This window comes from Streptomyces sp. BPTC-684 (assembly GCF_030028635.1).
Lineage (GTDB): Bacteria > Actinomycetota > Actinomycetes > Streptomycetales > Streptomycetaceae > Streptomyces > Streptomyces noboritoensis.
This window is the reverse complement of record NZ_CP124863.1, coordinates 4,501,677-4,523,342: the sequence shown is the minus strand read 5'-3', so window position 1 is coordinate 4,523,342 and position 21,666 is coordinate 4,501,677. Positions and strand designations below refer to the sequence as shown.

At 71.3% G+C, this 21,666-nt stretch carries 20 protein-coding genes and 1 pseudogene; 15 read left to right on the top strand and 6 right to left on the bottom strand.

Going from position 1 to position 21,666, the window contains the following annotated elements; translation table 11 throughout:
- Nucleotides 1-155 precede the first annotated feature (155 nt).
- The 10 genes and pseudogenes from QIY60_RS19980 (at nucleotide 156) to QIY60_RS19935 (ending at nucleotide 11,872) form a co-directional block, all read left to right on the top strand.
- Nucleotides 156-3,185 (top strand): FG-GAP-like repeat-containing protein, encoded by a 3,030-nt coding sequence (locus QIY60_RS19980; protein WP_283143638.1) that lies wholly within the window; start codon nucleotides 156-158, stop codon nucleotides 3,183-3,185.
- 378 nt (nucleotides 3,186-3,563) lie between these two features.
- Nucleotides 3,564-4,271, top strand: coding sequence for a hyaluronoglucosaminidase (locus QIY60_RS19975; RefSeq protein ID WP_283143637.1), 708 nt, complete (start codon nucleotides 3,564-3,566; stop codon nucleotides 4,269-4,271).
- An 11-nt stretch (nucleotides 4,272-4,282) separates the two neighbouring features.
- Nucleotides 4,283-4,456: a hypothetical protein gene (locus tag QIY60_RS19970; protein ID WP_283143636.1), complete on the top strand. Its 174-nt coding sequence runs from the start codon at nucleotides 4,283-4,285 to the stop codon at nucleotides 4,454-4,456.
- Nucleotides 4,456-4,899, top strand: coding sequence for an integrase core domain-containing protein (locus QIY60_RS19965; RefSeq protein ID WP_283143635.1), 444 nt, complete (start codon nucleotides 4,456-4,458; stop codon nucleotides 4,897-4,899). The genes QIY60_RS19970 and QIY60_RS19965 overlap by 1 nt, the downstream gene beginning before the upstream one ends.
- Nucleotides 4,900-5,166: 267 nt before the next feature.
- Complete coding sequence (locus QIY60_RS19960; protein ID WP_283143634.1) at nucleotides 5,167-6,426, top strand: prenyltransferase/squalene oxidase repeat-containing protein; 1,260 nt, start codon at nucleotides 5,167-5,169, stop codon at nucleotides 6,424-6,426.
- Complete coding sequence (locus QIY60_RS19955; RefSeq protein ID WP_283143633.1) at nucleotides 6,426-7,082, top strand: SCO2322 family protein; 657 nt, start codon at nucleotides 6,426-6,428, stop codon at nucleotides 7,080-7,082. The genes QIY60_RS19960 and QIY60_RS19955 overlap by 1 nt, the downstream gene beginning before the upstream one ends.
- 15 nt (nucleotides 7,083-7,097) lie before the next feature.
- Nucleotides 7,098-8,414 (top strand): energy-coupling factor transporter transmembrane component T, encoded by a 1,317-nt coding sequence (locus tag QIY60_RS19950; protein ID WP_283143632.1) that lies wholly within the window; start codon nucleotides 7,098-7,100, stop codon nucleotides 8,412-8,414.
- Nucleotides 8,411-10,296 (top strand): annotated as a pseudogene (locus QIY60_RS19945) (ABC transporter ATP-binding protein). The gene QIY60_RS19950 and the pseudogene QIY60_RS19945 overlap by 4 nt, the downstream one beginning before the upstream one ends.
- Complete coding sequence (locus QIY60_RS19940) at nucleotides 10,293-11,135, top strand: ECF transporter S component (RefSeq protein ID WP_283143631.1); 843 nt, start codon at nucleotides 10,293-10,295, stop codon at nucleotides 11,133-11,135. Before QIY60_RS19945 ends, QIY60_RS19940 begins: the two are co-directional and overlap by 4 nt.
- A gap of 335 nt (nucleotides 11,136-11,470) precedes the next feature.
- Nucleotides 11,471-11,872, top strand: a complete 402-nt coding sequence (locus tag QIY60_RS19935; protein ID WP_283143630.1) for a transglycosylase SLT domain-containing protein — start codon at nucleotides 11,471-11,473, stop codon at nucleotides 11,870-11,872.
- Between the two features lie 105 nt (nucleotides 11,873-11,977).
- Here the strand turns inward: QIY60_RS19935 and QIY60_RS19930 are convergent, their stop codons facing one another.
- On the bottom strand, nucleotides 11,978-13,147 hold the full coding sequence (locus tag QIY60_RS19930; protein ID WP_283143629.1) for a steroid 3-ketoacyl-CoA thiolase: 1,170 nt from the start codon (nucleotides 13,145-13,147) through the stop codon (nucleotides 11,978-11,980).
- A 261-nt stretch (nucleotides 13,148-13,408) separates the two neighbouring features.
- Here QIY60_RS19930 and QIY60_RS19925 point away from each other — a divergent pair, with 261 nt between their 5' ends.
- Nucleotides 13,409-14,650, top strand: a complete 1,242-nt coding sequence (locus QIY60_RS19925; protein ID WP_283143628.1) for a cytochrome P450 — start codon at nucleotides 13,409-13,411, stop codon at nucleotides 14,648-14,650.
- A 12-nt stretch (nucleotides 14,651-14,662) separates the two neighbouring features.
- Here QIY60_RS19925 and QIY60_RS19920 read toward each other — a convergent pair whose 3' ends face one another.
- Complete coding sequence (locus QIY60_RS19920) at nucleotides 14,663-14,926, bottom strand: DUF397 domain-containing protein (protein ID WP_283143627.1); 264 nt, start codon at nucleotides 14,924-14,926, stop codon at nucleotides 14,663-14,665.
- Complete coding sequence (locus tag QIY60_RS19915) at nucleotides 14,886-15,734, bottom strand: helix-turn-helix transcriptional regulator (RefSeq protein ID WP_283143626.1); 849 nt, start codon at nucleotides 15,732-15,734, stop codon at nucleotides 14,886-14,888. The genes QIY60_RS19920 and QIY60_RS19915 overlap by 41 nt, the downstream gene beginning before the upstream one ends.
- A 118-nt stretch (nucleotides 15,735-15,852) precedes the next feature.
- Between QIY60_RS19915 and QIY60_RS19910 the strand changes: the two genes are divergently transcribed.
- Together QIY60_RS19910 and QIY60_RS19905 are read left to right on the top strand one after the other, a co-directional pair.
- A complete protein-coding gene (locus QIY60_RS19910; RefSeq protein ID WP_283146007.1) occupies nucleotides 15,853-16,263 on the top strand; it encodes an ATP-binding protein in 411 nt (136 codons plus the stop codon).
- Between the two features lie 43 nt (nucleotides 16,264-16,306).
- A complete protein-coding gene (locus QIY60_RS19905; RefSeq protein WP_283143625.1) occupies nucleotides 16,307-16,996 on the top strand; it encodes a pyridoxamine 5'-phosphate oxidase family protein in 690 nt (229 codons plus the stop codon).
- Here the strand turns inward: QIY60_RS19905 and QIY60_RS19900 are convergent.
- Nucleotides 16,900-18,906 (bottom strand): bifunctional glycosyltransferase 87/phosphatase PAP2 family protein, encoded by a 2,007-nt coding sequence (locus QIY60_RS19900; RefSeq protein ID WP_349253988.1) that lies wholly within the window; start codon nucleotides 18,904-18,906, stop codon nucleotides 16,900-16,902. The two genes, QIY60_RS19905 and QIY60_RS19900, sit on opposite strands and share 97 nt — an antisense overlap.
- Before the next feature lie 719 nt (nucleotides 18,907-19,625).
- On the opposite strand from QIY60_RS19900, the gene QIY60_RS19895 reads away from it, so the two are divergent.
- The gene (locus QIY60_RS19895; protein ID WP_283143623.1) at nucleotides 19,626-19,958 is read left to right on the top strand and encodes an antibiotic biosynthesis monooxygenase; all 333 of its coding nucleotides are present in this window, start codon (nucleotides 19,626-19,628) and stop codon (nucleotides 19,956-19,958) included.
- A gap of 67 nt (nucleotides 19,959-20,025) precedes the next feature.
- Here QIY60_RS19895 and QIY60_RS19890 read toward each other — a convergent pair whose 3' ends face one another.
- Both QIY60_RS19890 and QIY60_RS19885 read right to left on the bottom strand, forming a co-directional pair.
- On the bottom strand, nucleotides 20,026-20,454 hold the full coding sequence (locus tag QIY60_RS19890) for a hypothetical protein (protein ID WP_283143622.1): 429 nt from the start codon (nucleotides 20,452-20,454) through the stop codon (nucleotides 20,026-20,028).
- The gene (locus QIY60_RS19885; protein ID WP_283143621.1) at nucleotides 20,454-21,056 is read right to left on the bottom strand and encodes a hypothetical protein; all 603 of its coding nucleotides are present in this window, start codon (nucleotides 21,054-21,056) and stop codon (nucleotides 20,454-20,456) included. Before QIY60_RS19885 ends, QIY60_RS19890 begins: the two co-directional genes overlap by 1 nt.
- A gap of 89 nt (nucleotides 21,057-21,145) precedes the next feature.
- Here QIY60_RS19885 and QIY60_RS19880 point away from each other — a divergent pair, with 89 nt between their 5' ends.
- Nucleotides 21,146-21,649 carry a GNAT family N-acetyltransferase gene (locus tag QIY60_RS19880; RefSeq protein ID WP_283143620.1) on the top strand — a complete coding sequence of 168 codons (504 nt, stop codon included), beginning with the start codon at nucleotides 21,146-21,148 and terminating at the stop codon, nucleotides 21,647-21,649.
- The last annotated feature ends 17 nt before the right edge of the window (nucleotides 21,650-21,666 follow it).

Genomic DNA, 21,666 nt, shown 5'->3' with positions numbered 1-21,666 from the left:
GGGGACAGGTGGGGGCCTGTAGTTCGAATTCATACGGTGGCATGTCGTGGACATGCCGCCGTGCCTTCCCATGCCTTCGCTTGGTTTACGGGAGGGACAAGACTTTGAGACGTAACACGTTTGTGCAGAGCGCGGTCGCTGTAGCGGCGGCACTCGTGACGACGGCGGGTGCCGTGCCCGCCACGGCGGCCCCGCACGCCGCCGCAGCCCAGGGGGACTCGCCCGAGGTGGTGCTGCCGGCGGAGACGAGCACCAAGCCGGGCAAGGACCAGATCCTGGAGGCCGGGCCGACCGGGTTCTTCCACCGGCCCGACGGCTCCAAGGACACGCTCTGGACCGACTACGGCTCGGGCGAGACCAAGTCGCTGCCCGACTACAGAGACACCGGCGGGAGCTACTACCCGGGCCTGTTCGCGACGGTGATCGGCACCTCCGACGCCCCGTCTGCGGTACGGATCTCCGATCGGGTCACCGGTGCCGCCACCACGGTGGACATCCCGGCTGGCTACCGCTGGGCCGGCGCGTACACCGCCGACTCCGTGGTCGCGTATCGCATGGCGGACGGCGTGATCGGCGGGATCAGCGTGTTCCGGACGGTCGGCGGGAAGATCGTCGAGCGGCCGTTGGACTTTGCCGCGGTGCCGGAGGGCAAGACACGCGTTTCCGCCATCCGGCAGGACGGCGACGGCGCGGTGCTGGATGTGACGTCCCCGAGCGACCACGGGCGCGCCCATCTGTACCTTCTCCAGTACAGCACCGGAACGCTCCGCGACCTCCACGGCGGCCTCTACGCGGGTGCCGTGCTCGGTAAGAAGTACGTTCTGGAAACCAGCGGCTCGCACGTGTTGCGCGTCATCCGCAGGGACAACGCGTCGTCCGTGAGCACGTCCCCCCTGGGTCAGCCGACGGGCAACGAGGACGAACAAGTGGACGGTGTGGCGGTGGTCGGCGACTGGATCGTCTACCGTCGCAGCATCCGCCTGGCCGTGGCCTCGCACTTCCCGGGAACCAAGCTGTGGGCCGTACCGGTCACCGGCGGCACGCCGCGCGAGCTCCTTCCGTACTCCGACGGTGAGATCAAGGCCGCGCCCGACGGCAGTGCGCTGGTCACCGGCGGCAGCGGTGCCAAGGACTGGGCGATCCGCCGGATCACGGCCGGTGCGGACGGAACGCCGCAGCTCGCCACCCTTCAGAAGGTGGCGCCTGCGACCGGGGCAGCCACGGTCAAGGGCATCGCGCTCGGCGCGGGCACACTGAACTACTTCAGCGACTCCGACAGGAACCCGTTCCAGGCCCTGTACGAGCGGAAGATCTCTCCTTCGGGCGAGGTCGGCGAGCCCGTGGTGCGCGCACGGGCCCGTGTGTCGAACCCATACGACGTGGCCGGCGTGGGCACCCCGGTCCAGGCGCTCGGCGACGGCCGCACGGCGTACCGGGACGATTTCACGCTCTACTCGCCGACCGACGCCGACAGCGGCCGGACCGTCCGGCTGCCGAGCTCCGCAGAACTCGTGGACGCCTTCGGCCGGTACATGGTCGGCCGGATCAACGCGCGCAACGAGCAGTACGTCGTCGACTTCGAGCGGGGCCGGGACGACAACGTCGTCCTGTCCGGCAAGAAGAGCGCCGCCGCGCTGTGGGGCACCACGCTGTGGCGGCCGGCCGGCGACGCGGGCAAGGTCGAGGCGTACGACCTGAAGACCAAGCAGACCTCCTCGGCCTTCGGCATCGACTGTGCCAACCCCGCCGAGCTGCAGGCCCTGGGCCGGTGGATCTACTGGAGCTGCGGTCCGGAGAAGGCGGGTGTCTACGACCGCGAGCTGCAGCGGAGTGTCGCGGTGCCCGGCGGGGACGTCCTGCTCGGCGACGGCTTCACGGTCCGCCACGACCACACCACCAACAAGCTGCAGCTCACCGACTTCAGCAAGGGCGCCGAGGCCGCGCCCGTGACCTCCGAGGTGGGCGAGCCGACGGCGAGTGGGGCCGACGACCGCCGACTGTCGTGGACGGTCGACAAGTTCGGCGGCGGCATCGCCTATGTGGACGCCGAGCAGCGCGTCCACATCAAGCCGGTGGGCATCCAGAAGTCGCCCCTGAGCATCGTCGACTCCCACGCCGACACCGAGATGCGACTGATCCGCGAGGCCACGCCCGCGGAGGAGTGGCACGGCTCCTGGCAGCTGTCGCGGCCCCCGGTCGCCTGGATGGTGACGGTGATGGACGCGCGAGGTCGTGCCGTCCGTACCTTCCGGGGCGGCGGCAAGGAGCGGGGTGCGCTGGTGTCGGCCGTCTGGGACGGCGGCGACGACAAGGGGAACAAGGTCCCCGGCGGGCGCTACACCTGGCAGCTGCAGGCGGACATCGGTGACGGCGCGGGCCCGCGCGAGCTGGCGGGCGGCGGCATCGGCGTCCAGTCGTACACCGACAGGTACCGGGACTTCGACGGCGACGGCCTCGGCGAGCTGGTGGGCATCACGCCGGCCGGTGCCGCCGACCTGCGGCTGGGTGACGGCCGGGGCGGTGTCGACGCCAAGCTCTCGGGTACGAGCTGGAAGAGCGCGACGGCGGTCGTCCCGTTCGGGGACGTGAACGGCGACCGCAGCAACGACGTCCTGGTACGGGTGTCGAGCGGTGAGCTGCGCGGCTACCGCATGATCCCGGGCACCGGGATGTGGTCGTCGAACTCGTACGGGACGATCGGTTCCGGCTGGAACATCTACGACGCGCTGACGTCTCCGGGCGATCTGACCGGAGACGGCCGGGCGGACCTGCTCGCACGGGAGGCGTCCACGGGCGACCTGTACCTCTACGCGGACAACGGTGCGCGGAACTTCAAGTCCCGGGTGAAGATCGGCCGGGGCTGGAAGGGCTACACCCTCACGGGCGCGAGTGACGTGAACGGCGACGGGAAGGCCGACCTGCTGGCCCGGGACGGTTCCGGGGTGCTGTGGCTGTACCCGGGGACGGGCAAGGGCACGCTGGCGAGCCGCGTGAGGGTCGGCGGCGGCTGGCAAGCCTACAACTCCCTTGTCGGGTCCGGTGACTTGAACGGCGACGGCCGACCGGACCTCCTCGCGCGAGACGGCTCCGGTGTGCTGTGGTCGTATGCCGGTGACGGCAGGGGCAACTTCGCCGGGCGCGTCCGGGTGGGCGGCGGCTGGCAGATGTACAAGTACCTGTTCTGATCCACGCGTTCCCGGACAGGGGGCGACCTTCAGGCCTCCGATTGGTGAACGTCATGCCCCCAGCCAGGGAATGGCTGGGGGCATGACACGTGACAGATCGACTTCGCCGTCACCCTCGGACGAGGAGCGGAATGCGAACCGCCGGGGACTGCCGCGGGAGGCCGGTGGCCTGAGCACTCTGGGGCAGCCTCGTTTCGGTGAGCAAGGCCGACGTTTCGGGCTGAATGGCGGGATCGTACGTGCACGGGTCGGTACTGGGTCGCACCAGAGTTCGTAGCTGGGCGTGATGATGGCTCTTGTTGACATAGATCTGGAAAGTAGGCGCGACGCATGACTGTCACGCGGAGGTTGTTCGTGGGCGGGTTTACGGCGGGAGCCGTGACCGTGGCCATCGGGGGGACCGCGACGGAAGCAGAGGCGGCGGGGGAGACGACGACGTTTCCCGGGCCCGTCGTCGTGCAGGGGATGGCGACCGCGCAGAAGTTCAACACGGACGCGACCGGTGAGGCCGCCTACCTCAAGACGACATCCACCGTCGACCACGCCGCGACCATCCGCCAGGCGGCCACCTCGGGTAGCGGGGCCGCGCTCAACGTCGTGTCGGACAATCCGGATTCATCGGCCATGTACCTGAAGGGCGTGGAGCGCAACAGCCGAGGCACGCTCAAGATCGCGCACGTCGGGCACGCAGACGGTTCCGACGCGGGGGCCTCCGCGCTCTCGATCGACCTGCAGACCAGCGGCACCGCCTCGCAGGGCATCTTCATGACCGCGACCGACGGCCCGACTTCCGGCGCCCTCCTCGTACTCCGCAACAACGCCGGCTTGGAGGATTTCGTCGTCAAGGGGAGCGGCCTGATCGGCGTGGGGATCGACCGAGGGGCGACCCCGCGCGCCCAGGTGCATGTGGTGCAGCGCACGAGCAAGCCGGGCCTGCTCGTCGACGGCGTACTGGAGATCGGCAACGCGCCTGCCGCGCCCACCAAGGTCGAGTCCGCAGCGGGTGGTGGCTCCCTCTTCGCCCAGGGCGGCGCGCTGTGGTGGCGAGGCTCCCAGGGCACCGTCACACGGATCGCCCCGGCGTAGGAGGAACGGACATGGTGCAGCTCACCCCCGAGGAGTTGGTCGGCGAATTCCAGGACGCCGTGGTCGAGCTCTACTTCGCGCGGAAGCGGATCCTCGCGCTGGAGGCCGAGAATGCTGTCCTGATCGCCCGCATCGCGGATGCGACCACGGAGACTGCGGCTAGCGGCGAGCTGGCCCAGGAGTAGTGCGAGGGCCGTACGCGAAGCGGCACACCGCGGAGGTCAAGCGGGACGCGATCGCGCTCGTGGCGTCTTCGGGCCGGTCGGTCACCGAGGTCGCCCGGGAACTGGGCATCAGCTCGGTGTCCCTGGGACGTGTGGGGTCCGCCCTGGACAACGCGGTCGCCGAGGCGACGAACTCGACCCTCAAGGTCGAGTACATCCACCGCCACCGCTTCCGGACACGCGCCGAGGCCCGCATCAAGATCGCCTCCTGGGTCACCGACTGGTACAACCCACGCCGCAGGCACTCCGCCTGCGACTGGCTGTCGCCCATCGACCGCGACCAGCCCCCACCGACCCGCAGACGGACGGGGGCCGCGGCGAAGTCCCGGAGCCGGGCCCCGGGCCCGCAAGCCGTTCCCTGCCAGGGGGACCCCCGGCCGGGAACGGGGCGGCCGGTACAGTGAACCCGTCGTCCATGCCCGTACGGGGGGAAGCCGGTGCGAATCCGGCGCTGACCCTTCCCCAAGCTCTCGACTCCGCTCGAGCAGGGGAGACCCCAATCCGTAAGTCGCCCGCCGCGACGAGCCGGATCACCCCTACGGACATGACCGGCTCAACGGTCACCGGCAAGCCGCCGATGACCGGCCCCGTCGAGGTACACGGAGCCACGAGCCGGCGTGCCCCCGCGCCCGCCGCGCCGCCCGGCCCCCGCAGGAGAGGCACCGCACGCCATGACCGTACGCCGCTGCGCCGCAGCGCTCGCCGCCGCCACCGTCGTCCTGGGCGGCGCCGCCCCGGCCGCCTTCGCCGACGGCACGGCGCCGTCCTCCCCCGCCAAGACCCTCCCGCAGGGGCTGTACGGGACGAAGGACCCCGCGTACGACGGCGTCTGGCGGCAGTCGCTCGCCCTGCTCGCCCAGAGCACGGTCGGTGTGAAGCCCGCCGCGCAGGCGGTGACCTGGCTGACGGGTCAGCAGTGCGACACCGGCGCGTTCCCCTCGTACCGCCCCGACGCCGCCAAGCCGTGCGACGCCAAGACGATGCTCGACACCAACGCCACCGCCGCCGCGATCCAGGCCCTCGTCGCCCTCGGCGACCACACCGACGCCGTGACGAAGGGCGTCTCCTGGCTGAAGACCGTGCAGAACGCCGACGGCGGCTGGGCCTACAACCCCGGCGGCAAGAGCGACGCCAACTCCACCTCGGTCGTGATCGGCGCCCTCGCCGCCGCCGGCGAGAAGCCCGCCGACGCCAAGTCCGCCGTCAAGGACGGCAAGGGCGGCAAGTCGCCGCTGGACGCGCTGCTCACGTTCGCGATGCCGTGCGACAGCACGCCCGGCTCGGGCGCGTTCGCGTACCAGCCGGACCTGAAGACCTCGAAGCTGTACGCGAACTCCGACGCCAGCGCCGCCGCCGTGACCGCCTCGTACGGCAAGGGCCTGGCCGCCACCGCCGGGCACCCCGACGCCAAGGGCACCACCTGCGAGAAGGCGACCACGCCGGAGCAGGCCGCGCACAACGGCGCCGCGTACCTGGTCCGCACCCTGGCCAAGTCGGGCCACCTCAACTCCGTGATGCCGGGCGCCGAGAACCAGCCCGACTACGGCAACACCGCCGACGCCGTCGTCGCCCTCGCCACCGACGGCCAGGAGGCCCAGGCCAAGGCGTCCCTGCAGTGGCTGGAGAAGAACGCGTCCGGCTGGGCCAAGGAGAACGGCCCGGCCGCCTACGCCCAGCTCGTCCTGGCCGCGAACGCCACCGGCGCCGACCCGAGGAAGTTCGGCGGTACGGACCTGGTGTCCCAGCTGAACGCGACGGGCCCGACCCCGGAGGGGGCGCAGGCGGCCGACCAGACCAAGTCCGCGACGAAGGAGTCCGAGAAGGACGACTCCTCCAGCAAGTCGGTGTGGTGGATCGTCGGCGTGTTCTTCGTGGCGAGCGTGGGCGTCGGCTTCCTGGTGAGCGCGCGCAAGAAGAACGCGCAGAAGTGATGCCCGGGCACCGCCTCACGGCCGTGACCGCCCTCGCCCTCGCGCTGACGCTCGGCGCGGGGGCGGGGTCCGCCGAGGCGGCGGGCTACCGGTACTGGTCGTTCTGGGACCGCCAGGGCACGACCTGGACGTACGCGACGCAGGGCCCGGCCACCGCGCACCCCTCGGACGGCGACGTCCAGGGCTTCCGCTTCGCGGTCAGCGCGGACTCCAAGGACGCGGCGACCCCGCGTTCGGCGCCGACGTTCGCGGAGGTGTGCGCGTCGACGCCCGCGAAGCCGGGCCGCAAGCGGGTCGCCCTGGCCCTCGACTTCGGCACCCCGCAGGACGCCCCGGGCGGCGAGACGCCCCCGGCGGCGCGTACGGCGTGCGCGCAGGTCCCCGAGGACGCGACGACGGCGGACGCCCTGGCGGCGGTGGCCAAGCCGCTCCGCTACAACAGCGCGGCCCTGCTCTGCGCGATCGCGGGCTACCCGCACACGGGCTGCGGCGAGCAGGTATCGGGCAAGACGGATACACGGCCCACCGCCGCTCCGAAGAAGTCCTCCGACTCCTCCTCGGACTCCGGCCCGTCCCTGGGCCTGATGGCAGGCATCGCGGCCATCGTGACGCTGGCAGCAGCAGCGATCTGGCAATCCCGCCGCCGCCGCGACTGACCGGGCGACGACGAGATGCCCACGAACGACGAAACCCCGCAGCCGGGGACGACGAACGCGCCCCACGAGAAGGCCCGCACCGGCGAACCCACCGAAACGGGCGGTGCGGGTGGGAACACCGGCCCGGCCGAAGGCCGGGTGCACCCACGACGGCCCGGGGCCGACAGACGACGCACCCCACGGCCCGCGGCCGACCGAAGCCGCACGCCAAAGCGGCGCACAGCCACCCGCACCCCCTACGCCACCCGCTCCAACGCCCTGCACCCCGGCGCCTGGTGGCTCTGGGCCATAGGGCTCGCCACGGCCGCGTCCCGCACCACCAACCCCCTCCTCCTCGCCCTGCTCGTCGCCGTCGCCGGCTACGTCGTCGCGGCCCGCAGGACGGACGCCCCGTGGGCCCGCTCGTACACCGCCTTCGTGAAGCTCGGCCTCGCCGTCGTCGCCATCCGCCTCGTCTTCAACGTGGCCCTCGGCTCGCCGATCCCCGGCACGCACACCCTCCTCACGCTCCCCGAGGCCCCCCTCCCCGACTGGGCGAAGGGCATCCGCATCGGCGGCCGCGTCACCGCCGAGGGCATGCTCTTCGCGCTCTACGACGGCGCCCGGCTCGCCACCCTCCTCATCTGCGTCGGCGCCGCGAACGCCCTCGCCAACCCGGCCCGCCTCCTCAAGTCCCTCCCGGGCGCCCTGTACGAGGCGGGCGTGGCCGTGGTCGTCGCGATGACGTTCGCGCCGAACATGGTCGCCGACGTCGCACGGCTGAGGACCGTCCGCCGCCTGCGCGGCCGCCCCACCGGCGGCATCAAGGCGATCCTCCAGATCGGCCTGCCGGTCCTGGAAGGCGCCCTGGAGCGCTCGGTCGCCGTCGCCGCCTCCATGGACGCCCGCGGCTACGGCCGCACCGCGCACGTACCGCCCGCCGTCCGCCACACCACCACCGTCCTCACCCTCGGCGGACTCCTCGGCGTCTGCGCCGGTACGTACGGACTCCTCGCCGCCGAAGGCGTCCGCTACGGCCTGCCCGTCCTGCTCACCGGCCTCGCCGCCGCCCTCGCGGGCCTGCGCCTGGGCGGCCGCCGCTCGGTCCGCACCCGCTACCGCCCCGACCGCTGGGGCGCCCGCGCCTGGCTGGTGGCCGGTTCCGGCGCGGCGGTGGCGGCCGCGATGATCTGGGCGGGTACGTACGCACCGGACGCCCTGCACCCGGGCGTCGTCCCGCTCACCGCCCCCGAGCTCCCCCTCTGGCCCGCCCTGGCCACCCTCCTGGGCCTGCTCCCGGCCTTCGTGACCCCCGCACCCCAGACCCGCCCGACACCCCAGGAGTCGAAATGATCCGCTTCGAAGAGGTGTCGGTCACGTACGAGGGCCACGCCGCCCCACCATCCAACACGTCCAACTCACCATCCCAGAGGGTGAGTTGGTGTTGCTCATCGGCCCCTCCGGAGTCGGCAAGTCGACACTCCTCGGTACGGTCTCGGGCCTGGTCCCCCACTTCACCGGCGGCACCCTGCGGGGCCGCGTGACGGTCGACGGCCGCGACACCCGTACCCACAAGCCGCGCGAACTCGCCGACCTGGTCGGCACGGTGGGCCAGGACCCGCTCGCCCACTTCGTCACCGACACGGTCGAGGACGAGCTGGCGTACGGCATGGAGTCCCTGGGCCTCGCCCCGCACGTGATGCGCCGCCGGGTCGAGGAGACCCTCGACCTGCTGGGCCTCGCGGACCTCCGCGACCGCCCGATCGCCACGCTCTCCGGCGGCCAGCAGCAGCGCGTGGCGATCGGCTCGGTCCTGACCCCGCACCCCAAGGTCCTGGTCCTGGACGAGCCGACGTCGGCGCTGGACCCGGCGGCGGCGGAGGAGGTCCTGTCCGTACTGCAACGCCTGGTCCACGACCTGGGCACGACGGTCCTGATGGCGGAGCACCGCCTGGAACGAGTAATCCAGTACGCGGACCGAGCCCTCCTGCTCCCGTCCCCGTCCGCCGCTCCGATCCTTGGCACCCCCGCAGAAATCATGGCGATCTCCCCGGTACACCCCCCGGTGGTAACCCTGGGCCGCCTGGCAGGCTGGGACCCCCTCCCCCTGTCGGTACGAGACGCCCGCCGCCGAGCACACGACCTCCGAGCCCACCTGGCAACAAGGTCTCCGCAGCCGCCGACGGCGAACGCCCCCCACAGGAAAACCCGCACCGGCGAACCGACCCTCACGGGCGGAGCGGGTGGGTACGACAACCCGGCCGGAGGCCGGGTGCCCACAGCGGACCGCCAGCCGCCGACGGCGAACGTGCCCCACGGGAAGACCCGCACCGGCGACCCCACCGAAACGGGCGGTGCGGGTGGGAGCACCGACCCGGCCGAAGGCCGGGTGCCCGCCCACCGCCCCGCACGGGAAAACACCGGCCTCCGCGCAGCACTGACCCGCCTCCGCCGAGGCACGAAGGCAACGCAACCCGCCGCGACGGCAACCGCAACCGTCACCGCACTCGGCGTACGCCGAGCCCGCATCGACGCTCTCCGCAACATCACGCTCACCCTCACCCCCGGCGAAACCACCGCACTCATGGGAAGGAACGGCGCCGGCAAATCCACCCTCCTCAACACCCTCGTCGGCATGATCGAACCCACCACCGGCACGGTGACCGTCAACGGCCGCACCCCCCACCGCACACCCCCGCGCGAACTGATCCGCGAGGTCGGCCTCGTACCGCAGGAGCCCCGAGACCTGCTGTACGCGGACACGGTCGCCGCCGAGTGCACGGCGGCGGACGCGGACGCCGAGGCACCCCCCGGCACCTGCCGCGACCTCGTCACCGCCCTCCTCCCCGGCGTCCCCGACGACACCCACCCCCGCGACCTCTCCGAGGGCCAGCGCCTCGCCCTCGCACTCGCGATCGTGCTGACCGGCCGCCCCCCGCTGCTCCTCCTGGACGAGCCGACCCGAGGCCTGGACTACGCCGCGAAGGCGCGCCTCGCGGACGTGCTGCGCGACCTCGCCGCCGAGGGCCACGCGATCGTCCTGGCCACGCACGACGTGGAGCTGGCGGCCGAGATCGCCCACCGGGTCGTGATCCTGGCCGACGGCGAGGTCGTCGCGGACGGTCCGACGGCCGACGTGGTCGTCTCCTCGCCCTCCTTCGCCCCCCAGGTCTCCAAGATCCTGGCCCCGGACCCGTGGCTCACGGTCACCCAGGTACGCGAGGCCCTGGCATGACGGCACCCCGGCAAAAGAGCGACCGCCAGGCCAAGGCCGTCCGCCTCGGCCCGCGCGGCATCGTCGCCCTCACCCTCATCACCCTCACCGGCATCGCCGCCTTCGGCTGGCCCCTCCTCGCCGACGAGAACTCCGGGCTCGCCCACTCCCAGGACGCCCCCTGGCTCTTCGCCGCGCTCCTGCCCCTCCTCGTCGGCGTGGTCGTCGCCACCATCGCGGACGAGGACGGCGGCATGGACGCCAAGGCCGTCGCCATGCTCGGCGTCCTCGCGGCGGTCGGCGCCGCCCTGCGCCCGCTGGGCGCGGGCACGGCCGGTCTGGAGCCGATGTTCTTCCTGATGGTGCTGAGCGGCCGCGTCCTCGGCCCGGGCTTCGGCTTCGTGCTCGGCGCGGTCACGATGTTCGCGTCCGCCCTGCTCACGGGCGGTGTCGGCCCCTGGATGCCGTTCCAGATGCTGTCGATGGGCTGGTTCACGATGGGCGCCGGGCTGCTCCCGGGCCCGCACCGCCTCCGGGGCCGGGGCGAGCTGGTGCTGCTCGCGCTGTACGGCTTCGCGGCGTCCTTCGCGTACGGCACGGTCATGAACCTTCAGGGCTGGACGTACATCGGCGGCATGTCGTCCGGGATCTCCTTCCACCCGGGCGACCCGCTGGGCGAGAACCTGCTGCGCTTCGCCGCGTACTGCGCGACCACCTCGCTCGGCTGGGACCTGGGCCGGGCGGTGCTCACGACGGTCCTGACGTTCGCGCTCGGCTCGACCGTACTGAAGGCACTACGCAGAGCCACCCGGCGCGCTTCCTTCGAGGCCCAGGTCACATTCGAGGGCTCCGGCGGGTGAGGCCCCCCACAGGACCCAGGTCACATACGACCCGGAATAGTAGCTCTATACGGCCTGGATAAAGCCACAAATAACCCCTCCGACCAGCCGTTTCTCCCCCACCCCCGACCCGGGTCGTTCCACCCCGGATGCGAGGACCACTAGTAACAGGGGTGTTTGCGGCCGCCTCTCGGGGTCGCTAAAACTGGTCCAGTCGCCGGGCACCGCCTGGCCCGATCACCGGGCCGCGGAAGCCCACGCAGGACGAAACCCCCGCTCCTCCCGGGAGCTCATGTGGCTCTCCGGAGCTGCCGCCTGCTCCGCGACAGCCCTTGTCCCCGAAGTTAGGTCTCTCTGTGTCGTTCGCCGCCCGTCTCGCCGCCCGCAAGAAGTCGATCGCCGCTGGTGCTGCCACGCTGCTCGCCGCCGCCGGTATCGCGGCGGCCGCCGTTCCCGCCCAGGCCGCCCCCATGGGCGCCCAGGACGTGGCGAAGAAGATGATCCCGAGCGCCGCCCAGTTCCAGTGCTTCAGCAACATCGTCAACCACGAGTCCGGCTGGAACATCCACGCCTCGAACCCGTCCAGCGGTGCGTACGGCCTGGTCCAGGCGCTCCCCGGCTCCAAGATGGCCACCAAGGGCGCCGACTGGCAGACCAACCCCGCCACCCAGATCGCGTGGGGCCTGGACTACATGAACTCGCGCTACGGCAGCCCGTGCGGCGCCTGGAACTTCTGGCAGCAGAACAGCTGGTACTGATCCCCAGCCGAGCACAAGCCGAGCACAAGCGAAGCGAAGCTCCCCGGTAGAAACACCTACCGAGGGAGCTTCTCCCGTTTCTCCGGGCGCCAGCCCTGCATCCGGCTACAACCGCTGCAAGATCGTCGCCGTAGCCAGCGCACCCCCCGCACACATAGTCACCAGCGCGAACTCCCGGTCGTGCCGTTCCAGCTCGTGCAGGGCCGTCGTGATCAGGCGGGCGCCCGTCGCGCCGACCGGGTGGCCCAGGGCTATCGCGCCCCCGTTCACGTTCACCTTGTCCAGGTCCTGGTCGAAGACCTGGGCCCAGCTCAGGACCACCGACGCGAACGCCTCGTTGATCTCGACCAGGTCGATGTCCCGCAGGGACATGCCCGCCTTGCCCAGGACCGCCCGCGTCGCGTCGATCGGGCCGTCGAGGTGGAAGTGCGGGTCCGCCCCCACCAGCGCCTGTGCCACGATCCGCGCCCGGGGCCGCAGCTTCAGCGCCCGCGCCATCCGCTTGGACGCCCACATGATCGCGGACGCGCCGTCGGAGATCTGGGAGGAGTTCCCGGCCGTGTGCACGGCGGTCGGCATGACCGGCTTCAGCCCGGCCAGCGCCTCCATCGACGTGTCCCGCAGGCCCTCGTCCCGGTCGACGAGCCGCCACATGCCCTGCCCGGCCGTCTGCTCCTCCTCGGTCGTGGGGACCTGTACGGCGAACGTCTCGCGCTTGAAGCGCTCCTCCCCCCACGCCACCGCCGCCCGCTCCTGCGAGAGCAGCCCCAGCGAGTCGACCCGCTCCCGCGTCAGCCCCCGGTGCCGCGCGATCCGCTCGGCCGCCTCGAACTGGTTGGGCAGGTCCACGTTCCACTCGTCCGGGAACGGCTTCCCGGGCCCGTGCTTGGACCCCGACCCCAGCGGCACCCGCGACATCGCCTCCACCCCGCAGCTGATGCCGATGTCCACGACCCCCGCCGCCACCATGTTGGCGACCATGTGGCTGGCCTGCTGGGACGAGCCGCACTGGCAGTCCACGGTGGTCGCCGCCGTCTCGTACGGCAGCCCCATCGCCAGCCACGCGGTGCGCGCCGGATTCATGGACTGCTCGCCGGCGTGCGTGACCGTGCCGCCGACGATCTGCTCCACGCAGTCCGCGTGGATCCCGGTCCGCCCGAGCAGCTCGCGGTAGGTCTCGCCGAGCAGATAGGCGGGGTGCAGATTGGCGAGCGCGCCTCCGCGCTTGCCGATCGGCGTACGTACGGCTTCGACGATGACGGGTTCCGCGGCCATGAGCTCGTCCTCTCCTTGGCACAGTCGCCGGGGCCTCCCGGAGCCGCCGCGACCGAACTAGTACGCGTTCTAGTTCCGTATGCAGTCTGGTGAGACTTACCCCCGGTACGCAAGGGTTGTGCACGCACCCGCCGCACCCCGGCGACCGCAACCGAGCACCCCGGAACCCTTGCCACTTGTAGAACCCGTTACTACCTTTCAGTCAAATTCTGATGGATCGTCAGACAAGCTCAGACAAGTGCCGTCGAGATGGAGTTGCCGATGCGCTGCCCCCACCTGCCCGAGGGGTTCGACTTCACCGACCCCGACCTGCTCCAGGACCGCGTCCCGCACCCGGAGTTCGCCGAGGCGCGGCAGACCGCCCCGGTCTTCTGGTGCCCCCAGCCGCACGGCATCGCCGGCTTCGGCGACGACGGCTACTGGGCGGTGACCCGGCACGCGGACGTCAAGTACGTCTCCACGCACCCGGAGCTGTTCTCCTCCACCACCAACACCGCCGTCATCCGCTTCAACCAGAACATCACCCGCGACCAGATCGAGGTCCAGCGGCTGATCATGCTCAACATGGATCCGCCGGAGCACACCCGGGTCCGCCAGATCGTCCAGCGCGGCTTCACCCCGCGCGCGATCCGCTCGCTCGAAGGCGCCCTGCGCGACCGGGCCCTGCGGATCGTGGACACCGCCCTCGCCTCCTCCAAGGGCCGCGACTCCTTCGACTTCGTCACCAACATCGCCGTCGAGCTGCCGCTCCAGGCGATCGCGGAGCTCATCGGCGTACCGCAGCAGGACCGCGCGAAGATCTTCGACTGGTCCAACAAGATGGCGGCGTACGACGATCCCGAGTACGCCATCACCGAGGAGATCGGCGCCGAGGCCGCCATGGAGATCGTCTCGTACGCGATGAACCTCGCGGCGGCGCGCAAGGAGTGCCCGGCGAAGGACATCGTGTCGCAGCTGGTCGCGGCGGAGGGCGAAGGCAACCTGTCCTCCGACGAGTTCGGCTTCTTCGTCATCCTGCTCGCGGTGGCGGGCAACGAGACGACCCGCAACGCGATCAGCCACGGCATGCACGCGTTCCTCACCCACCCCGACCAGTGGGAACTCTACAAACGCGAACGCCCCGAGACGGCGGCCGAGGAGATCGTGCGCTGGGCGACCCCGGTGGTGTCCTTCCAGCGTACGGCGGTGCAGGACACGGAACTCGGTGGCCAGAAGATCAAGGCGGGCGACCGGGTCGGCCTGTTCTATTCGTCGGCCAACAACGACCCCGAACTCTTCGACGCCCCCGAGAAGTTCGACATCCTCCGCGACCCGAACCCGCACCTCGGCTTCGGCGGCGGAGGTCCGCACTTCTGCCTCGGCAAGTCGCTGGCGGTCCTCGAAATCAACCTGATCTTCAACGCGATAGCGGACGCCCTGCCGAACCTGACGCTCGCGGGCGACCCGCGCCGCCTGCGCTCGGCATGGCTGAACGGGATCAAGGAGCTCCAGGTGAGCCCGTGAGGCTCGGGAGCTCTACAGGTTCCGTACGAAGTCGCTGAAAGCGGCCGGGTTGACGCGTATGGCGGGGCCGTGGGGGTTCTTGGAGTCGCGGACGGCGATGGTGGAAGGGAGGAGGGCGGCGACTTCTACGCATTCGCCGCCCTGATCACCGCTGTACGTGGACTTGCGCCAAGCGGCGTCGCCGAGCGGCACGCACTCGACGCAGGAGCCGCCCTGATCACCGCTGTAGCTGGACTTACGCCACTGGACGCGGGTCAGATCCAGGTTGCTCCCCATACCGTTCCTCCATCGCGTGCCGGATCAGCTTCGCCGAGTCCTGGATGGACAGGGCGGCGGCTTGGAGGTGATCGTAACGGAGTGAACAGTCCTTGACCGTGTCCGGGTTGGCAGTTGGATGACCAGCTCCGTAGCCCTCGGTGTAGACGATGGCCGGATCCCCGGTGAAGCGGAAGAGGTCGAACGAGCCTTGCAATCCGGCATGCGCCCCAACCCCGTACGGCAGGATCTGGATGTTCACCTTCGGGTTGCTCTCGAACGACAACAGCCGGTCCAGTTGCCCGCGCATGACCTCGGCGCCGCCGATCTCCTGATACAACGCGGCCTCACCGATGATCGCCCATAGGACCGGCGCACTCCCCTTCTCCAGGATGCGCTGCCGGGCCAGCCGGACCGCCGTACGGTCGTCCAAGTTGGTTTGATCCAGCGTGCCGAGCACGGCGCGCGCGTACGGCGCGGTCTGCAGGAGCCCGTGGATCAGGTGCGTATGGAACGTATAGATCTCAATCGCCCGCGCCTCCAGCTCAGCAACTTGCTGAAACCAAGCCGGAAGTTGACTTCGCAGCACCAGCGGCAGCAGGCGCGACAGCAGCCCGCCCGTGCCCAGCGCGATGTCCGCGCGTTCGCTGAAGTCGGCCGTCGGTAGTTTGCGGGCCGTCTCGATCTGACCGATCAGCGAACCCGTGTACGAGATGATCGCGCCCAGTTGCTTCTGGGTGAGCCCGCCCGCCTCGCGGTAGCGGCGCAGCTCGTAGCCGTAATAATCGAGCGGCGAGGCGCTCGGATCGAGGACGTTGATGTGGACCACGGCGGGTACCCCCTCGTGCTCAACTCCGCTTACTTCCAAGCGGGTTGCATTCGTGCCGTAGCCGAGAGTAGCCATCTCGCGCCACGCTCGTACCGTGAACGACAATTCCCAGTACGGCATGCGCTTCACGGTCGGCGTGCACTCCGCCCGCCATGTCCGCAGGATCGTCCGTACGCACCTCGACTTCTGGGCCATGTCCGAGCTAGTGGACGCGGCCGAACTCGCCGTGACGGAGCTGCTCGCCAACGTGGTACGGCATGTGCCGGACCGCTACTGCGAGTTGAGCATCCGCCGCCGGCCGCACGGCGTACGCATCGAGGTGTCGGACAGATTCCCGCAGCTTCCCCTGCCCCTCAACGCGTCGGAGGAGGACGAGTCCGGGCGCGGGCTCGTCATCCTGGACGCGGTGGTCGACAAGTGGGGCGTCTCCCCGGGCCCGGCCAGGACCGGGAAGACGGTGTGGTTCGAGTGCGGGACGCCCCCGCAGGGCATCACCGACATAGACCTTGATGAACTCCTCCACGACTGAAACAGTTGCGATCGAACGTGATCACAACCGGATCGGTGGGGGAATGAGCACACAGGAACAGAATCAGCAGCTCGTGGTCACCGAGCGGACACGTCATCGGCGGCTGCGGGAGCAGGGCAGTACCGAGGTCGCTGACCTCGACGCGATACTCCGGGGCGGGTTCGTCTGCCATCTCGGCGTCGTCGTCGACGGGACGCCCATGGTCGTGCCCACCGTGTACGGCGTGGACTTCGGCACCCGTACCCTCTACGTCCACGGATCCGTCGCCAGCCGCAGCCTCGTCCAGGCGCCCGAGCAGACCGTCTGCGTCACCGTGACGCACATCGACGGGCTCGTCCTCGCGCGGTCGGTCTTCGAGCACGGAGTGAACTACCGGAGTGCCATGGTCTACGGGGTGCCCCGGGCCGTCACGGACGGGGACGAGCTGCTGCACGGGCTGCGGGTCGTGACCGAGCAGTGCGCGCCGGGGCAGTGGGAGTACGCGCGGCGGCCCAGCCGCAAGGAGCTCGCCGCCACCTCGCTGCTCGCGCTGCCGCTCACCGAGGCGTCCGTGAAGACCGCGTCCGGCCCGCCCGAGGACGGGGACGGGCCGGACGGTGAGCTCGGGCTGTGGGCCGGGGTGGTGCCGGTGCGCAGCTACTTCGACGCGCCGGAGCCCGACCCCGTTCTGCCCGCCGGCATCGCCTTGCCGCCCCATGTCGCCGCTCTGGGCGCGGGCAGCTCCGGGAGCTGAACGCCGCGCGGGCCCGCGAGCACGTACACCAGGGCGAAGCCCGCGCCGACGACGGTGGCGCCGCCTATCGCGTCGAGCACCCAGTGGTTGGCGGTGGCGATGATCGCGCAGACCGTGAAGAGCGGGTGGAGCATGCCCAGCGCCTTCATCCACAGCTTGGGCGCCACCACCGCGATCACGATGCCGCACCACAGCGACCAGCCGAAGTGCAGACTCGGCATCGCCGCGTACTGGTTGGTGACCTGCGTCATCGCCCCGTAGTCCGGGTTGGCCAGGTCCTGCGGGCCGTGGACCGTGTCGATGAAGTCCATGCCCGGCATCAGGCGCGGCGGGGCGAGCGGGAAGAACCAGAAGCCGACCAGACCGAGCACCGTGGCGAAGCCCAGGGCCGCGCGCGCCCAGCGGTAGTCGGCCGGGCGGCGCACGTAGAGGACGCCCAGGACGGTGAGCGGCACCACGAAGTGGAACGACTCGTAGTAGAAGTTGAAGAACGACTCCAGCCACTTGGCGTGCTGGATCGAGTGGTTGGCCCAGCGCTCGATGTCGATGTGGAGGGCGCGCTCGATCGACGCGATCGTCCGGCCGTGCGCCTCGGCCGTCTCCCGCCCGGCGGTGGCCTCAAGGCGGATGTGGGAGTACGCGGAGTAGCCGACGCGTATGGCGAGCAGTTCCAGGAGCAGGTTCGGGCGGCTGAGCACCCGGCGCCAGAACGGCAGCAGCGGGACGCGGGCCCAGCGGGCCGGGACGGGCTCCGCGTATGTGGTGGGGAGCGGCGTGCGGAAGTGCTCGGAGGTGCGCGGCAGGAACGGGACCAGGCAGGCCGCGAGCAGCGCCGTCAGCAGGGGAACGTTGTCACGTAACGGGTAAAGCACCGGCATGTTCGGCAGCAGCACCGCGCCCGGGAGCGTCATCACCAGGATGACGAGCGCGGGCCACACCAGCCGGTCGCGGGCCTTGGTGCCGACCCGGCCGACCATCGCGAGCAGCACCCACAGGAGCTGGTGCTGCCAGGCCGTCGGCGAGACGGTGACCGCGACGCAGCCGGTGAGGGCGACGGCGAGGAGGAGCTGGCCGTCGCGCGCGTAGCGGACGGCGCGGCGCAGGCCGAGGACGATCACGGCGACGGCGAGCACCAGGAAGAGCGCGATCTCCAGCGGCCCTTCGAGGCCGATCCGGAGCAGGGCGCCGTGCAGGGACTGGTTGGCGAGGCCGTCGGGGCGCGCGCCGAGCCCGGCGCCCGCCACGTGGTGCACCCAGTACGTCCAGGAGTCGTGCGGCATGAGCGCCCAGGTCAGGGCGGTCGCGGCGGCGAAGGTGGCGGTGGTGGAGACGGCCGCGCGTCTGCGTCCGGTGAACCAGAGCAGCGGGACGAAGAGCAGCACGGTGGGCTGGAGGGCGGCGCCGACGCCGATGAGCACCCCGCAGGCGCGCTCTCCGCGTACGGCGAAGCAGCCGAGCAGGACGAGCAGGACCGGGATGATGCTGGTCTGGCCGGTGGTGAGGGCGTTGCGGACCGGCAGCGAGACCATCAGGAGGCTGATGGCGACGGGCGCGGCCACCAGCGAACTGCGGCGCGAGATCGGCCCCGGCAGCGCGCGGGCGGCGACGACGCCGAGCACCGCGACGAGCAGCAGGGTGGAGAACGTCCAGGCCACACCGAGCGCCTGCTCGGCGGAGTGGGTCAGCGGTTTGAGGACGAGCCCGGCGAAGGGGGTGCCGGTGAAGTGGTCCTGGTCGTACAGGGACCCTTTGACGTGCAGCACGCCGTTGACGCCGTCGGCACCGTTCGCGCCGGTCCAGGTCTCCAGGTCGGTGAGTCTCTCCCCTGGTGGAAGGCGCAGGACGTGGGCCATCTGCCGTATCGCGAGGACGGCGGCGACCAGCCACAGCACCACCCGGGCCGCGCCCATCCGGGGGTCCGCCGACCCCGAGTCCACCGCGCTGCCGCGTCCGCCGTGCTCCGCATTAGCCACGCCCCGCCAAGCCTCCCACCGTTCTCTAAAAGCCCGCTGTTCGCCCGTCGTACCGGCCCCCGAGTGCGGGGCGACTGCTCAAAACCCCACACCACCCCACTGAGGAGACTCAGACAACCCCCACTTCGCCTGACTGTCACCAGGGTTTTGACCGGAATCGCCTTGACCGGACTCCGCAACGTACGGGAACCGGACCTGCCGGAACGCCGTCGCGGATCGCGTCGGTCGGTGGTGCGTGGAGAGGCATCGGGCGGCGAACTGTGCTGGTCATGGGGGCATTGCCGACGCTCCGAATCGGCTCGACCGTGTCCCTCGGCACGGGGACGCGGCTGGCTGTGCGTCAGGAGACGTCGGCGGTGCGGTGGGAGGCCGAGGCGAGCAGATCGTGACGAGCCTCACGGTGCCCCACCCCGCCCCTTCCCTAGACCCTCCGGGGGTGTGGGTGGGTGGAGGTGGGTTTCCCGGGGGCTGCGCCCCCAGCCCCCCCGTTCGTCTGCGGACCGTGCTGGGTTGCTCGCGCAGTTCCCCGCGCCCCTTGAATGCCGCTGCGCGGCAATCCCCTGGGCGCCCCGCAGGGGCGCATTCAGGGGCGCGGGGAACTGCGCGACCAGCCCCCACCGGCCCGCAGACGAAACACCCGGCCGTAGGGTCGGGGCATGAGCATCGTGAAGATCAATGTCCTGAAGGTCCCGAGCGAGCAGCGCGAGGTGCTGGAGCAGCGGTTCGCCGCGCGCGCGGGGTCGGTGGAGAACTCCGACGGGTTCGAGTGGTTCGAGCTGCTGCGTCCGGTCGAGGGCACCGACGAATACCTCGTGTACACCCGCTGGCGCAGCGAAGAGGACTTCGAGAAGTGGATGGCCACGTCGATGCGCGGCGCGCACGGCGGGGGCGGCGCGGCGGAGGGCGAGGGCGAGCGCCCCAAGCCCGCCGCGACCGGCTCCACGCTGTGGTCGTTCGAGGTCGTGCAGCAGGCGGGACCGAAGGGCTGAACCGGCACCGCCGGTAGTACGGCCCGTACGCCTCGAAGCGTGCGGGCCGTACGTCCCGGCGCTCCCCCTAGAGCCCCAACATCCGCTCCGTCAGCTCCCGGTAGTCGCGCAGCGCGAGGCGGAGTTCCTCGGTGTCGCCCTTCGCGGGGACGGCCTGACGCCGTTCCTTGACCAGTTCCGCGACCCGCGCGGCCGTCTCGCCCAGTACCGCGTCGGCCTCCTCCACGGCCTGCCGGGGCTCGTCGACGAAGCCGCTCACCGCGCGGTGCAGCCGCAGCGCCCACTTGTCGCGCTCCTCGGTGGGGAGCAGGGGGGCGGGTGCCAGGTCGGCGGGCGGGGGTGGCACGGGCTGGTCGGCGGCGCTCGCCGCCGAACCGGCCGCACCCGCCGCGCCCGAGACCCGTACCGCCGGATCGGAGCCGCGTACCTCTGGAGCCACCGGTGCGGCCTCGGCTTCGGCCGGTCCCGTCCCCGTCCCGTCCTCATCGCGTCGCATCACACCGCACTCCCCTTCGCGTGCCGTCGCGGCAGGGCCGGGCGGCGGGTGGGCTGGGCGTGGCGCGGGCCCGCCGTGAGGAGTTCCTCGAACAGGGTGCGGGCCTCGATGACCGCCTCCCGGATCTCCTCCGTGTCGCCCGTGCCCCGCGCCGCGCGGTGCACCCTGCGGTAGCCGTCGAGCTGGCCCGCGTGGTGCACGGACAGCGCCGCGAGCTGGTCCTCGTACGCCTTCGCCGCCGGGAAGCCCCGTTCCTCGGCCAGCCGGGCCACCAGCTTGTCGGCCGCCTCGGCGGCCCCGCGCGGCGAGTCGACGAACTGTTCCTGGATGCCCGCCCAGCGCACGAGGTAGTGCTCGCGGACCTCGGGCGGCAGCGGGCGTTCGGTGAGCGAGCCGTGCCGCTTCAGCCGCTCGGCGAGCTCGCGCTCGGCGGCTCGGCGGTCCCCGTCGTGCAGGACGACCGCCCGTTCGTACTCGGGGCCGAAGCGCCGCCGCAGCCCGCGCCCGCCGGTCGCCGAGCCGCGCAGGGCGAACCGGACGGCGACGGCGAGGGCGGCGAGGGCGAGCACCGCGATCAGGACGACAATCACGATCGTGGACATGTCTGCCTTCCCGGTGAGTTGGTCCGTACCCGCCGGGTTGCCAGGAATTCGGTGGCCAAACGGCACCGGTCTCGGGTAGGCAGACGCCCATGAGTTGGATCATGAACCGCGAGCCCTACGACTCCCCCGACGCGGCCCTGCTCCGCCGCGAGTACTACGACGAGGTGGCGAGCCGCTGGTACGGCCGCCCGGCCACCGCCGAGGAGATCGAGGAGGGCCTCGCGGACGACGGCGCCGACCGGCTGCGCCCGCCGCTGGGCGACTTCGTGGTCGGCCGCCACGGCGGAGTGGCCGGCGCCTGCGGCGGCATCCTGCTCTGCGAGACCGCCCCGGTCATCGACGGTACGGCCCCGGCCACCGCCGAGCTGACCAGGGTCTACGTACGCCCCGGCCTGCGCGGTACCGGCGGCGGCGCCGCGCTCCTCACCACCCTGGAGACGGCCGCCCGCCGCCTCGGCGCCCGCCGCGTCGCGCTGGACACCCGGCACGACCTGGTGGAGGCGCGTGCGCTGTACGCGCGCAACGGCTATCGGGAGATCGAGCCGTACGCGCAACGACCGTACGCGGAACGGTGGTTCGCGAAGGAGCTGTGAGAGGGACTCGCTACGGA

Coding starts and splice junctions, on each gene's coding strand:
- QIY60_RS19970 (WP_283143636.1), top strand. CDS start 4,283: ATGGTGCAGCTCACCCCCGAGGAGTTGGTCGGCGAATTCCAGGACGCC.
- QIY60_RS19960 (WP_283143634.1), top strand. CDS start 5,167: ATGACCGTACGCCGCTGCGCCGCAGCGCTCGCCGCCGCCACCGTCGTC.
- QIY60_RS19955 (WP_283143633.1), top strand. CDS start 6,426: ATGCCCGGGCACCGCCTCACGGCCGTGACCGCCCTCGCCCTCGCGCTG.
- QIY60_RS19950 (WP_283143632.1), top strand. CDS start 7,098: ATGCCCACGAACGACGAAACCCCGCAGCCGGGGACGACGAACGCGCCC.
- QIY60_RS19940 (WP_283143631.1), top strand. CDS start 10,293: ATGACGGCACCCCGGCAAAAGAGCGACCGCCAGGCCAAGGCCGTCCGC.
- QIY60_RS19930 (WP_283143629.1), bottom strand. CDS start 13,147: ATGGCCGCGGAACCCGTCATCGTCGAAGCCGTACGTACGCCGATCGGC.
- QIY60_RS19925 (WP_283143628.1), top strand. CDS start 13,409: ATGCGCTGCCCCCACCTGCCCGAGGGGTTCGACTTCACCGACCCCGAC.
- QIY60_RS19920 (WP_283143627.1), bottom strand. CDS start 14,926: ATGGGGAGCAACCTGGATCTGACCCGCGTCCAGTGGCGTAAGTCCAGC.
- QIY60_RS19910 (WP_283146007.1), top strand. CDS start 15,853: ATGCGCTTCACGGTCGGCGTGCACTCCGCCCGCCATGTCCGCAGGATC.
- QIY60_RS19905 (WP_283143625.1), top strand. CDS start 16,307: ATGAGCACACAGGAACAGAATCAGCAGCTCGTGGTCACCGAGCGGACA.
- QIY60_RS19900 (WP_349253988.1), bottom strand. CDS start 18,906: ATGGGCGCGGCCCGGGTGGTGCTGTGGCTGGTCGCCGCCGTCCTCGCG.
- QIY60_RS19895 (WP_283143623.1), top strand. CDS start 19,626: ATGAGCATCGTGAAGATCAATGTCCTGAAGGTCCCGAGCGAGCAGCGC.
- QIY60_RS19890 (WP_283143622.1), bottom strand. CDS start 20,454: ATGCGACGCGATGAGGACGGGACGGGGACGGGACCGGCCGAAGCCGAG.
- QIY60_RS19885 (WP_283143621.1), bottom strand. CDS start 21,056: ATGTCCACGATCGTGATTGTCGTCCTGATCGCGGTGCTCGCCCTCGCC.
- QIY60_RS19880 (WP_283143620.1), top strand. CDS start 21,146: ATGAGTTGGATCATGAACCGCGAGCCCTACGACTCCCCCGACGCGGCC.